General features: G+C 62.2%; 14 protein-coding genes. 5 read left to right on the top strand and 9 right to left on the bottom strand.

Annotated features, from left to right (window positions below; genetic code table 11):
• Positions 1-84: 84 nt before the first annotated feature.
• Complete coding sequence (hemN, locus tag J5286_RS14775; protein WP_209191043.1) at positions 85-1,428, bottom strand: oxygen-independent coproporphyrinogen III oxidase; 1,344 nt, start codon at positions 1,426-1,428, stop codon at positions 85-87.
• Between the two features lie 187 nt (positions 1,429-1,615).
• Here hemN and J5286_RS14770 point away from each other — a divergent pair, with 187 nt between their 5' ends.
• The 3 genes from J5286_RS14770 (at position 1,616) to J5286_RS14760 (ending at position 4,139) form a co-directional block, all read left to right on the top strand.
• Complete coding sequence (locus J5286_RS14770) at positions 1,616-2,263, top strand: Crp/Fnr family transcriptional regulator (RefSeq protein WP_280638478.1); 648 nt, start codon at positions 1,616-1,618, stop codon at positions 2,261-2,263.
• A gap of 93 nt (positions 2,264-2,356) precedes the next feature.
• On the top strand, positions 2,357-3,520 hold the full coding sequence (locus tag J5286_RS14765; RefSeq protein ID WP_209191039.1) for an aminotransferase: 1,164 nt from the start codon (positions 2,357-2,359) through the stop codon (positions 3,518-3,520).
• A gap of 280 nt (positions 3,521-3,800) precedes the next feature.
• A complete protein-coding gene (locus tag J5286_RS14760) occupies positions 3,801-4,139 on the top strand; it encodes a hypothetical protein (protein WP_209191037.1) in 339 nt (112 codons plus the stop codon).
• A gap of 18 nt (positions 4,140-4,157) precedes the next feature.
• Here J5286_RS14760 and J5286_RS14755 read toward each other — a convergent pair whose 3' ends face one another.
• Positions 4,158-5,879: a GGDEF domain-containing protein gene (locus J5286_RS14755; RefSeq protein ID WP_245206078.1), complete on the bottom strand. Its 1,722-nt coding sequence runs from the start codon at positions 5,877-5,879 to the stop codon at positions 4,158-4,160.
• Positions 5,880-6,098: 219 nt separating this feature from the next.
• Here J5286_RS14755 and J5286_RS14750 point away from each other — a divergent pair, with 219 nt between their 5' ends.
• Together J5286_RS14750 and J5286_RS14745 are read left to right on the top strand one after the other, a co-directional pair.
• Complete coding sequence (locus J5286_RS14750) at positions 6,099-7,007, top strand: DUF1003 domain-containing protein (RefSeq protein ID WP_209191035.1); 909 nt, start codon at positions 6,099-6,101, stop codon at positions 7,005-7,007.
• Positions 7,008-7,149: 142 nt separating this feature from the next.
• Positions 7,150-7,410 carry a hypothetical protein gene (locus J5286_RS14745; RefSeq protein WP_018897481.1) on the top strand — a complete coding sequence of 87 codons (261 nt, stop codon included), beginning with the start codon at positions 7,150-7,152 and terminating at the stop codon, positions 7,408-7,410.
• A gap of 71 nt (positions 7,411-7,481) precedes the next feature.
• On the opposite strand, the gene J5286_RS14740 is transcribed toward J5286_RS14745, so the two are convergent.
• From J5286_RS14740 to J5286_RS14710, 7 genes are all read right to left on the bottom strand, one after another.
• Positions 7,482-8,291, bottom strand: a complete 810-nt coding sequence (locus J5286_RS14740) for a class I SAM-dependent methyltransferase (RefSeq protein WP_209191033.1) — start codon at positions 8,289-8,291, stop codon at positions 7,482-7,484.
• A gap of 685 nt (positions 8,292-8,976) precedes the next feature.
• The gene (locus tag J5286_RS14735) at positions 8,977-10,083 is read right to left on the bottom strand and encodes a Gfo/Idh/MocA family protein (protein ID WP_111562163.1); all 1,107 of its coding nucleotides are present in this window, start codon (positions 10,081-10,083) and stop codon (positions 8,977-8,979) included.
• An 11-nt stretch (positions 10,084-10,094) separates the two neighbouring features.
• Complete coding sequence (locus tag J5286_RS14730; RefSeq protein ID WP_209191031.1) at positions 10,095-10,880, bottom strand: ThuA domain-containing protein; 786 nt, start codon at positions 10,878-10,880, stop codon at positions 10,095-10,097.
• 74 nt (positions 10,881-10,954) lie between these two features.
• Positions 10,955-11,983 (bottom strand): ABC transporter ATP-binding protein, encoded by a 1,029-nt coding sequence (locus J5286_RS14725; protein WP_209191029.1) that lies wholly within the window; start codon positions 11,981-11,983, stop codon positions 10,955-10,957.
• Positions 11,984-11,995: 12 nt separating this feature from the next.
• A complete protein-coding gene (locus J5286_RS14720) occupies positions 11,996-12,826 on the bottom strand; it encodes a carbohydrate ABC transporter permease (protein ID WP_018897486.1) in 831 nt (276 codons plus the stop codon).
• Positions 12,826-13,812, bottom strand: a complete 987-nt coding sequence (locus J5286_RS14715; protein ID WP_209191027.1) for a carbohydrate ABC transporter permease — start codon at positions 13,810-13,812, stop codon at positions 12,826-12,828. The genes J5286_RS14720 and J5286_RS14715 overlap by 1 nt, the downstream gene beginning before the upstream one ends.
• A gap of 84 nt (positions 13,813-13,896) precedes the next feature.
• Positions 13,897-15,162, bottom strand: coding sequence for an ABC transporter substrate-binding protein (locus tag J5286_RS14710; protein WP_209191025.1), 1,266 nt, complete (start codon positions 15,160-15,162; stop codon positions 13,897-13,899).
• Positions 15,163-15,304 lie beyond the last annotated feature (142 nt).

Here is a 15,304-nt window from a genome sequence, read left to right as displayed (position 1 = left end):
GCTGACAATCGGCAGGCCGGGGCTGCTGCAATTGGCGCCGGATTTGACGATAGTCAGCTTTTCGCCCGGGTTTATTGATTCAGATCAAATGGCGGAGGAATGTTTGGCCTTGCCCTGCGCGAGGTAGCGATCGAACTTGGCGGCTATGGTGCGCACGAAGGGGCGGCCTTCATCTGTAATCGCGAACCTGTCGCCGTCGAAGGACACGAAGCCATCCTCGTTGAAGCTCGCGTGCAGGGCGTCGTCGCAGGCGTCGTCGGCAGCCTTGCCAAAACGGGCGCGCAGCTCGGTGACCGAGAAGGCATACTGGCACATCAGCTCTTCGATCGCCTGCGCGCTGGCGCGGTCGGCATCCGAGAGCGCGAACCCCCGGGCGACGGGAAGGCGACCTTCCGAGATCGCCCGGCAATATTGTCCTGTTGCGACGATGTTCTGGACATAGCCTTGCGGCAGCTTGCCGATCGAGGAAGCGCCAAGGCCGATGAGCGTGTCGGCGCCATCGGTCGTGTAGCCCTGGAAGTTGCGCCGGAGTTCGCCGTCACGCAGCTGGCGGGCCATGCTGTCGTCGGGCTTTGCGAAGTGGTCGATGCCGACGGCATCATAGCCTGCCGCAAGGATGGCGCTAGCGCCCGCCGCGGCCATCGCGAAGCGGTCGGCGGGGCCGGCAAGGGTCGCGGTATCGATCACCGACTGGTGCTTCTTGACCCAGGGAACGTGGGCGTAGCCGAACATGGCGATGCGATCGGGCTGCATCGACAGCGACAGGTCGATCGTGCGCAGCAACATGTCGCGGTCCTGATGCGGCAGGCCGTAGACGATGTCGAGATTGATCGAGCCGATGCCGAGCTCGCGCAAGGTTCGCACGACCAGTGCCGTCTGCTCGAAGCTCTGCGGCCGGTTGATCGCTGTCTGAACGATCGGCTCGAAATCCTGCACGCCGACGCTTGCCCGCGTCATGCCGAAATCGCGCCATGCCTTCAGCTTTTCGGCATCGACATGGGTCGGGTCGATTTCGACGCTGATCTCGCAATCCGGGCCGATGTCGAAATTGGCGTCGAGCGTGGTGCGCAGGCGCATGAGGTCGTCGGGGCTTACGATCGTCGGCGATCCGCCGCCGAAATGGATGGCTGCGACCTTTCGCCGTAGCGGGAGATATGTCGCAACGAGCTCGATCTCGCTATTCAAGGCCTCCAGGTAGGTCGCGATGGGGTCGTAGCGGCGCACCTGCTTGGTATGGCAACCGCAGTAGAAACAGAGCCGGTCGCAGAACGGAATATGCACGTAAAGCGATAGTGCGCCTTGTGAATTTGCTTCGAGCCACTGCCGGTAATCCATCTCGCCAACGCCCTCGTGGAAGTGCGGCGCGGTCGGATAGCTGGTGTAGCGAGGTACGGGGGCGGAATAGCGGGCGATGAGATCGGCGTTCATGAGCGTGTCCTTTCAAGGACCGAAATAACGGGGGTTTTCGATGACTGCCTTGATCTCGATCAAGAAAACGCTGTTCTCCGACGACGGGCTTGGCTATGCTCCCGGCGGAGCTGGTTGTATGCGAAAAGATATACATAATTCTAATATTCCAATACGTTGCGTAAGCTGCGAGGTCCGCCACAAGGGTATGTGTGGCGCGCTGACGGGCGACGAATTGCTGTCTCTTTCCGCCCATACGCGGCTGGTCACGCACCACGCCGGCGAGGAGCTGGCCGGTGAAAAGATGCCGGTCGAATCCTACGCCACCGTCATCAGCGGCGTGGTGAAGCTGACGAAGACGCTTGAGGACGGACGCCAGCAGATCGTCGGTCTGCAGTTCGCTCCCGATTTCCTCGGCAGGTTGCATGCCAACGAAAACGGCGTCTCGGCGGAGGCCGCGTCAGACGTTCATCTCTGCCGCGTCCCGAAGGCCGCCATGGAGCGGCTGGTCAAGAGCACGCCGGCGCTCGCTGAAAGGTTGATGGACCAGACGATGCGCGAGCTCGACGAAGCGCGGGACTGGATGGTGACTCTGGGGCGCAAGACGGCGGCGGAAAAGGTCGCGAGTTTCCTGTTTCTGATCGCGACTCATCTCGATCCCGAGGCTGCCGGCGACAGTCGCCGCTTCGACCTGCCGCTATCGCGTGCTGATATCGCCGATTTTCTCGGCCTGACGATCGAGACCGTGTCGCGGCAGATGTCGAAGCTGAAGAGCGAAGGCGTCATTTCCATCGTCGCCAACAGGCATATCGAAGTGCCCAAGCTCGCCAAGCTCAAGGCCTGCTGCGGTTCCTGACGGCACTGGCCCTCGCGCCCTGCGAATGCGTGTTGCCGAGGCGGGGTGTTTTGTGCAGGAGTGATGGTTTCCATCATTGATTTGAGAGCCTCCATGCCCGCCGCTGAAGCCAATCTCCTCGTCTCCCGCCTGTCCCCGCCGCCCATCCCATCGGTGCTTGCCTGGGCACGCGAGTACAAGGGCGCCCATGGGCCGCTGGTCGATCTCTCGCAGGCGGTTCCGGGCTATCCCGCGCATCCCGAGATGCTGCGGCTGCTGGGCGAGGCGGCGGCCTCGCCCGCGACAACAGGCTACGGGCCGATCGAAGGCGAAAGCGTGTTGCGCGAAGCCTATGCCCGGCAGATGTCCGACGTCTATGGCGCACCGGTCGCTGCCCATAACGTCCAGATCACCGCCGGCTGCAACCAGGCCTTCATGGCAGCCGCCATCGCGCTTGCCCGGGCCGGAGACAGCGTGGCGCTGACCAATCCCTTCTATTTCAACCAGGAAACCACCCTGTCGATGCTTGGCATCAACAGGGTGCTGGTCGAATGCGATGCCGATAACGGCTTCCTGCCCGACATCGCCTCGGCTGAGAAGGCGCTCGCCTCGGGCGCCAAGGTGCTGGCGATCGTGACGCCGAACAATCCGACGGGCGCGGTCTATCCGCCGGAGCTGTTGCGCGCGCTGTTCGATCTCTGCCGCAGCCATGGGGCGTGGCTGATCGTCGACGAGACCTACCGCGACTTCCTGCCGGAGAACTACGGCGCGCCGCATCCGCTGCTTGCGATCCCCGGCTGGGAGGAGACGCTGATCCTGCTCTACAGCTTCTCCAAATCCTTCTGCATTCCCGGCCACCGGCTGGGCGCGATCACCGCCGGGGAACGTGTCATCGCCGAGATCGTCAAGGTGATGGACAACATGCAGATCTGCGCGCCGAGGGCTGCGCAGGTGGCGGTTGCCGAGGCGATGCCCGTTCTGGCCGACTGGCGGGCCGCGAACCGGCTGGAGATTGCCCGGCGGGCCGATGCGCTGCGGGCGGTGATGGCGGAGTTGCCCGGCTGGGAGATCGGTGCGCTTGGTGCTTACTTCGCCTTTATTCGCCATCCGTTCGAGGATTTGAGTTCGTCCGAGGTTGCCGAGCGGCTGGCCAAGGAGGCTGGTGTGGTTTGCCTGCCGGGGAGCTATTTCGGGGTGGGGCAGGAGCGGTACTTGCGGTTGGCGTTTGCCAATGCGGATGCGGTGTCGATCGGGCGGTTGGTGGAGCGGTTGCGCTAGGGTTGCCCTGGGTGGGGCTTCTGAGATCGAACGTCGTGCCGTGGGATACCCCCCTCTGTCCTGCCGGACATCTCCCCCACAAGGGGGGAGATCGACTCGTAGCCTGCTCTCAGCCAAACAATGAGAGTGGAGCGAGCGGTTACACCCGGCCAATCTCCCCACCTGTGGGGGAGATGCCCGGCAGGGCAGAGGGGGGCAACGCACGGCAAAACCTCTCTTTAGGCACCTCACAGCGGTATGCTATGTTCCAGCACACGACGCGTCATCACAGAGGTCTCCCATGTCCCGATTTCTTGCCGTCTACACCATGAAACACGAGGATTTCGACGCTTTCCGGCGTCTTCCGAAAGCCGAGCAAGACGCCATCGACGCCAAAGGTGTGCCGCTGTGGATGGCATGGGAGGAGCGGAATGCTGCGGTTATTCTCGATCGCGGCGGCATGGTGGGGAAGACGACGCGGGTTAGCAAGGACGGGATTGCGGCGGCTTCCAATGCGCTCTGCGGCTATCTGGTGGTTGAGGCGGAGAATGCCGAGGCCGCGGCACGGCTTTTCCTCGATCATCCCCACATCACCGTCTTTCCCGGCGATGGCGTGGATATCATGCCGTTCGTGACCTGACACAAAGGGCGCGTTGATCTAGGCGATCATCGCCCGATCATCCGGAAAGTCTCGCAGCGCTGGCGTGTTGTTGATCACGCCGCGGGTTCGATTGCGGCCCGCGCTCTTGGCTTCGTAGAGCAGCTTGTCAGCCCGTTCGTAGAGGGTCGCGAAATCCTCTTCACCGACGATGCCAGTCACGCCCATGCTTGCCGTCACCGGCCGCTTGAGGCCGGGCACCGTGCGGGCGACGATGGCGGGGATTGCCTGGCGGCGCAATTCCGCCTGGGTGTCGGCGTCCTCGCCGCGGAGGAGAAGCACGAATTCCTCGCCGCCGAGGCGGTAGGCGCGAACGATCGGGCCGGGCTGGAGCGCCTTGGCGACGGCCTTCAGCACCTCGTCGCCGACGCTGTGGCCGTTGATGTCGTTGATCGCCTTGAAATGATCGATGTCGATAACGGCAAGGGCCACGAAGCCTTTGGCTCGGAGCTGCTCGAATTGTTGTTCGATCGCCCGGCGGTTCAGCAATCCCGTCAGCGGGTCCGTTTCGGACAGGCGTTCGAGCAATTCGGCGTCATTGCGGGCGCCGTCGCGCTCGCGCTTCATGGTGACGAAGCGCTCGGCCACGCCAAGCGTCGTGAACACGACCTCGCACATGCAGCCGATATAGAAGAGCAGCGTGGCATCGGTGCTGTGCAGCCAAGGAACGATACCAGTCACCAGACGGATCAAGCCGACCACGACCATCGGCGCATAACCCACCGCCTGAAACCGGGCGGCGCGGCTTCCGCGACGCAGCGCATCGATCATCGACAGGATGAAGATCGCAAGCACCGGCGCGAAGGCGGCCGTATAGGCGCTCGACTGAATGGAGCGGGCGACGAACGGGAAGGCCGCGTGAAGCAGGCTCAGCGCTATCGCCCATGCCGCGCAATAGGGGAGTACGCGGCGCAGCAGCGGATGCATCAGGCCGGGCTCGACGAAGCTATAGGTGAACATCGCTCCCGATGCGATGGTCATGCCGAAGATCACCGTCGTCATCCAGCTCAAGGTCATCGCCGGCGGATCAAACAGCATGACCGCCAAGCCTGACGTTACCAGAATGGTCATCAGCAGCGAGAATGTCAGCGCCGAGTGCCAGAGAACGAAGGGTTCGCGCAGCGCCCGGTAGAAGGCTGCATTGAAGATCAGGGGCATGACGAGCATGCCTGCAAGCCCGGCCAACACGTGCATCAAGCGCATGTCGCCGATGCCGCCGGCTGCATCCGTCGAGGCGAGATAGGCGCGCTCCAGCGTCATCCGGTGGCTTGGGAGGTCGATCGCGGCGATCACCTGCCGCGTCTCGTTGGTCACATCGGGCAGGGGCACCTTGAAGTAGCCGCCGGCCATGGAGCTTGCGAGTGCGGCTGCGGGAATGCTGTTCTGGCGCAGCGTGCCATCGCGATCGATTGCGAGCAGATGGATCGCCTGAAGTGCCGCGCGCCTGGAGAGCAGGTAGTGGGGAGGAGGTTGGTCGGCTTTGATGTCGAAGCGAAGCAGCACGCGCTCGGCATCGATGGAGCGGGCTTGGTCGCCGCAAGACCATCGATCCTGGTTCCTGGCGATCGCGACCACGTCTTCAGACAGGCTGGCGGATGCCCAGCAGGAACTGCGTGTCTCGAAAGAATCCGCCGGGGCAGCCGATGCGGCGCTGAATTGCAGCAGCATCACCATGAACAGAAGGGCCGCCGGAAGGCTATTTCGAAATCCACTCGAAGTCATGGCTTTAGCCTAGGGCGGAAAGCTTTTGATGCCGTTAATCGGGACTGGCGAAAGTCTGCCGTTGGGTTGGTTTAGCAGGCGCTTGCGTTGTCACGCCGTGAGTGCCGTCGGTCTTTCACACCGCCCCCACAAATGGCCTCGCCCGGATCGCCAAGCAATGTCACAATCCTGTTCGATTTGATGTTTAGAGCGCAGAAATCGGCACAGAGGATCGTCGGGATGGCAGAAGAGAAGTCGCTTGAGTTCGCGGGTGGGATCGTGGATTTCGATGCCGGGCACGGCGAGACCGCCACCGTCGAGATGAAGGACTACAGCGACAGTCTGGAGCGCGCCAAGGCGAAGTCCGTGCGCCTCGTCGATGCGATCACCGGCGCTGCGCTCAAGAAGAAGGACGCCATCCACTTCGACGATCTGCGCCCTGCGCTGGCCGAGTTCATGCGGCAGAAGCATCCGGGGCTGCACTCGGACGATTATATCAATCGCAAGGTCGTCGACGATTATCGCGGCCAGTATATCGCCGAATTGTTGCGCGACGAACGCGGCGAGCTCTCCAACCTCGAGGACGAGGTCGTTGAGAGCCTCAGGAGTCACGATACGCTGGCCGAAAACATCGAAGAGGATTACGAGGAGCACCGCTCGATCGGCGACCGCGTGGCCGATGTCGTCGCCACTTTCGGCGGGAGCTGGACCTTCATCATCTCCTTCTGCCTGTTCCTCGCCGTCTGGATGGGCATCAATCTGCTGATGGGCGAGCGGCAGGCCTTCGATGCCTATCCCTTCATCCTGCTCAACCTCATCCTCTCGACCATCGCCGCACTGCAGGCGCCGATCATCATGATGAGCCAGCGCCGCCAGGAATCGAAGGATCGCCTGCGTGCGCTGAACGACTACAAGGTCAACCTCAAGGCCGAACTGGAAATCCGCCACCTGCACGAAAAGGTCGACCATCTTCTGAACCGACAGTGGGAGCGGCTGACCGAAATCCAGCAGATCCAGATCGAGATGATGCTGGAGCAAGCCAAGGCCGCCAACCGCGCGTTGAAGCTCAGCAAGGCGCAGAAGACAAAGACCAGCGCCTTGAAAAACCTCTTCAGCGCCGCGCCGAAGACGGACGAGGCTGACGGCTAACGCGAAGTGCCGCCGGCGTGATCCTCGTTGTGCAACTGCCCCAAAATAGCCTATAAGATTCCGCTAGATAGCTGCACCTGATGGCTCAACATCAGGTGGCGTTTTCGATGCTGATAACGGCAAATTGTGGGAGGAATAGACGATGAAAACGGTTCTCATTGCAGCAGCCTTGATCCTGTCGGCCGCGACGGCACATGCCGCCGACACATGCGCCTCCAAGGCAGTCGACAAGAACGGCAAGCCGCTGGCAGGTGCTGCGCTGACGTCGTCGATGAACAAGTGCCAGAAGGATGCCGCCGCCGCCTGCGACATGTCCGCCAAGGACAAGAACGGCAAGGCGCTGGCTGGTGCCGCGAAGACCGCCTACACCAAGAAATGCGTGAGCGATGCCGTCGGCGGCTGATGCTGTCTGATACAAGCACGACCACTATCGGCCGCCGACGCTCGGCCATATCAGGCTATCGGCGACGTTTTCTAACGCCGTCCCGATCGCTGGAAGATATGGGCTGCGGATATGCGGGTTGTCCGGATCGTCGGGCCCACCAAGGTGCTGAGGTTTTCGATCAGCGCTTTGGCTATCTCTGGCTGCTTTTCTGGAGCCAAAGCCAGAAAGGGCGAGAGGCTGCGATGAAGGGCGACGAAGCGCTCGACACTGTAGTCCTCGGCTGTCTCGACATGGCAGAAGAGCCTCTCGGTAAAAGCTGGCGTCATTGGCGGCTTGGCCAGTCCCCAAAACACCTGAGCGATCTCGTCGCGGGATTGCCTCTCGATCGGCTGCGGATAACCGGAGCGCTGGAATGCCTCGTCCACGGCCTTGGCCTGCTGTGCGACGGGCTGGGGTTCCTTGTTCCACAGCAGCACGACAAATCCATGCGGCGCGAGCAATTCCTCGATCCGCTGGACACCGCGCTTCTGATCGACCCAGTGAAACGAGGATGCCGCGAGAACGATATCGAACGGACCGGCGAGATCGACCTGTTCCAGCGTGCTCGTCTGAAAGGTGATATTCGGGAAAGGGGCCAGAACGTCGCGGGCAATGGCGACGAAGTCGGGGTTCGGTTCGACGCAGGTAAATCGGCCTCCCAAGGTGGCGAAGTCCTGGGTAGCGGTGCCGGGGCCGCTGCCGATTTCAAGGATGCGGCTCTGCGGTTGCCATTCCGCGACCGCTGCCGCCGCTGTTATCAGGGGCGCTGGGTAGCGGGGGCGACCTTCGACATAGAACTTCGCGCCGTTGGAATACCAACGCGCCTTTTCGGCGTCGGTCTGATCGTCGTAGATCGCCACGTTTCATCCTCCGCGTTGGGGATGCGGACAAAGTAGGTCAGGGCTTGCGCTTGGCTATGGTTGGCGACCATGTATCCCTTCATTATGATCAAGTGGACACCAAGAACGGAATTCGACTGGTATGATTGGACGCTGCGGACTGTGTGACCGAATTCTCGATGTTAAGGGAGACCCGCTTTCCGGCGATTGCGGAGGTGACTGCTGAGGATGTGTAGGGAAGATTGAGGCTGATGTTGGTGGGGATCCGATGCAGAATATCTCGATAGGAGTCGTGGCAAAGGAAATCGAGTGGGGTTGGAGAGATCGCGACGGACAGGCGAAATCGCAATCCTTCTTTCAACAGCACCCGAAATACTGGCCAACCGAGTAACAGCTTCGGGCCGATTTGATGTCCTAACCAGGGGATGCAGCAATGTCATTGTGTCGCAGAAAAGTGGCAAACACCAGCTCCAGCGCCCCCCTCATCCGACCCGTCGGGCCACCTTCTCCCCGAGGGGAGAAGGGAAAGGCGGCACCCTCCGCGGTCTCTCCCCCTCTCCCCTCGGGGAGAGGGTAGGGTGAGGGGGCTACACGGCAAGACCGAATTTTTCGGATGCGAATTTGCTCGCCAACTACGAAACATTCCGTAGCCGGCCACCCCGGCAGCAAGGCCCGCTTTCGCGGGCCCCGCATCATCAATCTACCCTTACACCACCACCGTCAGCGGCGGGATGCGCTTGTCGGGGGCGCTGTCCTGCTCTTGCGCGGCCAGGAGGTTGAGCTCGCGGCGTTCGCGTTCGGAGACGATCGCAAGGTCGATGACCTTCTGCAGGTTGGCGGCGTGGCGGAAGGTCGGGTCGTCCTGTTTGCCGGTGCGCACGGCTTCGGCGAAGCGCTGGTAGTTGGTCAGCACCGGCGGCACCTCGATGTCGCGCCAGGTGGCGCTTTCGATGTCGTCGCCGAAGCAGCCGCGGAGATCCGAGCCATCGGGGCGATGGGTGACTTCGAGGCTGCCCTTTTCGCCGTAGATGCGAAGCTTCAGCTCGTTGAGGTGGCCAGTCGCCCAGCGCGTGGCGTGGATGACGCCGAGAGCGCCGTTGGTGAAATCCACCGACATGGTGAAGCTGTCGTTGGCATCCAGCAGATATTCGCCGATCTGGCCGCCCGGCGCCTTGTTGAAGGTTTTCAGGCGGGCGAAGACGTGGTCGATATCGGTCGCCGCACCATAGGCCGCGAAGTCGAGGATGTGGATGCCGACATCGCCGAGCACGCCGTTGGAGCCGTGGCCGGTCGAAAGACGCCACAGCCAGCGCGATTCCGTCCGCCAGTCGCCCCAGGCGCGGGAGACGAGCCAGCTCTGGAGATAGGACGCTTCGACGTGCCTGATGGTGCCGAGTTCACCGGCCAGCACCATCTCGCGGGCACGCTGAAGCGGCGCGACGTTGCGGTAGGTGAGGTTGACCATGTTGATGACGCCGGCGGCTTCCGCCGCCTCCGTCATCTCCAGCGCGTGGTCGTAGTGTTCGGCCAGCGGCTTTTCGCAGAAGACATGCTTGCCGGCCGCGATCAGCGCCAGGCTGGTCGCGTAGTGGATGCGGTCAGGCGTGACGTTGGTGGCGCTGTCGAATTCGCCCCATTCGATTGCTTCTTCCAACGTGCGGAAGCGCTTTTCGATGTGGAAGTGATCGGCGAATTCGGTCAGCCGTGCGAGATCGGTATCGACGGCGCCGACAACCTCGACGCCATCGATGGCCAGAAAATTGGCGACCTGGTTTTTGGCCATGACGCCCGTGCCAAGAACGAGTAGACGCATTGCTGTTCTCCTCAGCGGTAACCGGCTTCGCCGGCCTGGTGCAGTCTCGGGCCGCGTTCGGTGATCGGCTCCAGCGCCTTCTCCACCGGGACATTCGGGGCATCGGTGATGCTCTTCAGGTCGCCTTGCGGATTATAAGCCCATTTGACGCCGTTGATCAGCACCTTCTGGACGTTGGCGTCGTGGTAGGTCGGATAGGTCTCGTGGCCGGGGCGGAAGTAGAAGATGTTGCCGGCGCCGCGGCGCCAGGTCAGGCCGGAGCGGAAGACTTCGCCGCCCTGGAACCAGGAGATGAAGACGGTTTCGAGCGGCTCGGGAACGGAGAACTGCTCGCCGTACATCTCTTCGTTCTCCAGCACGAAGTTCTCGCCGATGCCGGCTGCGATCGGATGGCGCTGGTTGATCGTCCACAGACGCTCGCGCTCGCCGGCCTCGCGCCACTTCAGAGCGCAGGGCGTGCCCATCAGGCGCTTGAAGATCTTCGAGAAGTGGCCGGAATGCAGAACGAGCAGGCCCATGCCTTCCCATACGCGCTTGGCCACGCGCTCGACGACGACGTCGGAGACGGCGCCGTGATCCTTGTGGCCCCACCAGGTGAGCACGTCGGTTTCGGCAAGCCGCGCTTCGGTGAGGCCGTGTTCCGGCTCCTGCAGCGTGGCGGTCGTGGCGCTGATTGCTGGATCGGTGTTCAGCGCGTTGGCGATCGTCGTGTGCATGCCGTCGGGATAGATGCCGCGGACGATCTCGTTGGTGTTTTCATGGATGTTTTCACCCCATACGATGGTGCGAATAGCCAAAGTCATGCTCCTTCATGCGCGTGGTGGATCGAAACCGTTGGGAAGCGGCCGGGATCCGGTTGTTTGGGTTGGTTTCAGGCGGCGCCCTTCAAGGGGATCCTTTCGAGCGCGCGTCCGGATGGATCGAAACGGTGGATGGCGCCGGCAACAGGCGAGACGCCGAGATTGTCGCCGGGCTGGTGGCGCGAAACGCCGGTTTCGCGAACGACCAGCGGTTCTGGCGTGCCGATGTCGAGATAGACGAAGCTGTCGGAACCGAGGATTTCGGAGTGGATCACCGTGCCCTTCCAGGCGGGCTCGTGATTGGTGATCTCGATGTGTTCGGCGCGCACGCCGATGGTGTGGGCGTCGTAGGGGCTTGCGTGTTCGCCGGTCAGGAAGTTCATCTTCGGCGAGCCGATGAAGCCGGCGACGAAGATGGAATTCGGGGTCTCGTAGAGCTCCAGCGGCGTGCCGATCTGCTCAACGACGCCATCGCGCAGCACGCAGATGCGGTCGGCGAGCGTCATCGCCTCGACCTGGTCGTGGGTGACGTAGATCATCGTCGTGTCGTGCATGCTGCGGTGAAGCTTGGCGATCTCAAGCCGTGTCGCGACGCGCAGTGCCGCGTCCAGGTTCGACAGCGGCTCGTCGAAGAGGAAGACCTTGGGGTCGCGGACGATGGCGCGGCCGATCGCGACGCGCTGGCGCTGGCCGCCGGAAAGCTGGCGGGGCAGGCGCTCCAGATAGGGCGAGAGCTGCAGCATGCCGGCTGCCTGCTCGACGCGGGCCTTGCACTCTTCCTTGGTGCGGCCCGACAGTTTCATGCCGAAGGCCATGTTGTCGAAGACGGTCATGTGCGGATAGAGCGCGTAGGACTGGAAGACCATGGCGATGCCGCGCTTGGAGGGCGAGAGCTGGTTCACCGCCTGGCCATCGAAGGAGAGCGTGCCCTCCGAGATATCCTCCAGGCCGGAGATCAGCCGCAGAAGCGTTGACTTGCCGCAGCCGGACGGGCCGACGAAGACCATGAATTCACCCTTGCGGATATCCATGGTGACGCCCTTGATGACTTCGAGAGCGCCGAAGCTCTTCCTGATATTGTCGAGTCTAATCTGTGCCATATCGTGCTTTCTTCAACCTTTGACGCCGCCGGCGGTGAGGCCGGAAATGATCCGGCGCTGGAATATGAGCACCAGCACAACGACAGGGACCGTGACGATGACGGATGCCGCCATGATGTTGCCCCACGGAATCTCGAACTGGCTCCCGCCCGACAAGAGGGCGATTGCGACCGGCACGGTTCGCTGCGCGTCCGAAGACGTAAAGGTTAGGGCGAAAAGGAATTCGTTCCAGGCCGTAATGAAGGCGAGCAGCCCGGTCGTGACCAAAGCCGGCCACATCAGCGGCATGAAAACCTGCGTAATGATGACCCATGGAGAGGCGCCATCGACGATCGCTGCTTCCTCGATTTCGATGGGCAGATCGCGCATGAAGGTGGTCAAAACCCAGACCGTGAAGGGCAGGGTGAAGATCATGTAGGAGAAGATCAGCGCAAACGGCGTGTTGAAGATGCCGATCCAGCGGATCAGCTCGAACAGGCCGGCGAGAACCGCGATCTGCGGGAACATCGACACCGAGAGGATCGTCAGCATCAGCAGCGCGCGGCCGCGGAAATGGACGCGGGCCAGCGCATAGGATGCTGTGACTGCGAGCAGCAGCGAGGCGGCGACGACGCAGACGGCGACCAGCAGCGAATTGCCGAGGCTGTGGATGAAGCTGCCTGTCGTCAGCACGTTTGCGTAGTTCGCGAACGAGATCGAGGTCGGCCAGTATTCGATTGCGAACAGCGCCGTGCCGGATTTGAAGCTGGTCAGGATCGCGTAGTAGAAGGGGAAGACCGCGATGATGACGATGACGCCGACGAGGAGATAGAAGAGGGTGTTCTTGGTGGCTGTGAGAAGCATCAGCGTTCACTCCCGCCGAGGTTGACGCGGCCGAGCCACATGTAGAGCACGGTGACGGTGGCAATGAGCAGGAAGAGAACCGTCGAGGCGGTTGCGCCATAGGCGAACTTGTCGAAGTCGAAGAGGTTCTCTCGGGCCATCACCGACATGGTCTTGGTCTGCGCATTGTTCGGCGTCAGCACGTAGATCAGGTCGAAGATGCGCATGGCATCGAGCATGCGGAAGATGACGGCGACCATGATTGCCGGGCGGATCAGCGGCAGCGTCAGACGCCAGAAGACCTTGATCGGGTTGATGCCGTCGATCTTGGCGGCTTCGTAGATGTCGCCCGGCACCATCTGCAGGCCGGCGAGGATGAGGAGCGCCATGAAGGGCGTGGTCTTCCAGACGTCGACGATCAGAACGGCGATCATCGCGGTTTCAGGATTGGCAGTCCAGGCGATCTTCTGGCTTATCAGGCCGAGCGCCATGAAGAGGTCGTTCAGGATGCCGAACTGGTCGTTGAGCATCCAGGCCCACATCTTGGCAGAGACGATGGTCGGGATCGCCCAGGGGATGAGGATTGCGGCGCGCACGATGCCGCGGCCGACGAACTGGGCGTTTAGCACCAGCGCGACGATGAGGCCGAGCGCGGTCTCGATGGTGACCGAGAGCAGCGTGAACTTGGCGGTGTTCCACACCGCGTTCCACCAGGCGGGATCGGCGAGCAGGCCCTTGTAGACGGTGCGGCCGCTCTTCAGCGTGATCCAGGTGAGGTAGTTGTCGAAGCCGACGAACTTGGCGTCGCCGAGACTGGTGAGCGAGGCGTTGGTGAAGCTGAAATAGATGGTGCGAAACAGCGGCCAGCCGGCGACGACGGCGAGGATGAACAGCGTCGGCGCCAGGAACATCCAGGCGGAACGGACGCGGTCGGCCTTCAGGTCCGACGAGGTGGCCCTGGCGCGCGTCTGCGCTTTCAGGCCTTCAGAAACTGCAACTTCACTCATGAGATACCCGCTTCCTGAGACGATTGACGGTGGCGTCCTTCGGAGCGCCGGCAGCGGATAGCCCGCCGCCGGCGCATCGATGGATTACCAGTTGTCGCCCTTGAGCGACGTCAGGTCGGCTTCGAGAAGCTCGAGGTTTTCAGCGGCCGTGCCATTGCCCGACAGCGTGTTGTGGACGGCGGTCCAGAACTTGGCGGAGACCTCGTTGTACTTGACCTTGGCCGAAGCCGAGGGACGCGGAACGGCGCTTTCGAAGATCGGCTTCCAGGCCGGCATGAAGGGAGCCGCGGCAGCGATGTCCTTGTCGTCGTAGAGCGCAGACAGGGTCGGCAGGTTGGAGAGCTCTATGGCGCGCTGTTTCTGACTTTCCTTTGAGGTCAGGAACTTCACGAGTTCGATCGCGACCTCGGGGCTCTGCGAATATTTGGAAACGGCGAGGTTCCAGCCGCCGAGCGCGGACGAGGGCTTGTCACCTTCGGTGGCTGCCGGGAGCGGTACAACGTCGAACTTGCCCTTGACGGCGCTGTCTGCGCCGTTGCCGAGTGCATAGGCGTAAGGCCAGTTGCGCATGAAGACGGCGTTGCCGGTCTGCCAGACGCCGCGCGATTCTTCTTCCTGGTAGGCGAGCACGCCGCCCGGGGAGATCGTGCCGACCCAGCCCTTGGCGCGCTCGATGGCGGCCGCGGCCTTCTCGTTGTTGATCGAGATGGTGCCGTCGGTCTCGATGATCTGACCGCCGCCGGAGGACTTGATCCATTCCAGTGCATTGCAGGTCAGGCCTTCGTAGGCGTTGCCCTGGAAGACGTAGCCCCAGAGATCCTTCTGGCCGGCTTCGCGTTCCTTGTCCTGGATCTCCTTGGCGGTCGCCGCCATCTCGTCCCAGGTCTTCGGCGGTTGCTTGCCGTATTTGTCGAGCAAGTCCTTGCGGTAGAAGAGGGCGGGTGCGTCGGTATAGAGCGGCATGGCGACGAGGCGGCCGTTAACGGTCTGCGACTGGATGATCGAGGGGAAGAAATCGCCCACGACGTCCTTGGCGGCATCCTTCAGATCGAGGAACTGGTCGGCCAGCTGCGGCGCCCAGATCACGTCGGTCTGGTAGACGTCGACGTCCTTGTTGCCGGCGGCGAGCCACAGGCGGTACTGCGAGAACTGCTCGGTCGACGAGGACGGCATGGTGACGATGCTGACCTTGTTGCCGGTCGCCTTTTCGAAGGCGTCAAGCTGCTTGCGAAACAGGTCGAGGTTTTTACCGGTGGAGCTTGCAGAGATGCTGATGTTGGCGGCGTAGGACGGCATGGCCACGCCGATGAGCGCGGCCGCGATGACGGCCGTCGTGAAACGAAACTTCATGATCTTCCTCCCAAAAAGAACCATTGCGTCCTCAAATTTGAAAACGATTTGGTTGGAAAAAATTGTCAGAAGCGCGATATCAAGTCAAGCGGGTAGTTTGGTTGTGGTCTCGACTGGCTGGTTACGGCGATTTTCTCTGTGA

The sequence above is a fragment of the Rhizobium sp. 16-488-2b genome (assembly GCF_017741815.1).
Classification (GTDB): Bacteria; Pseudomonadota; Alphaproteobacteria; order Rhizobiales; family Rhizobiaceae; genus Rhizobium.
The sequence above is the reverse complement of the archived record's forward strand: the minus strand, read 5'-3'. Positions and strand labels throughout refer to the sequence as shown.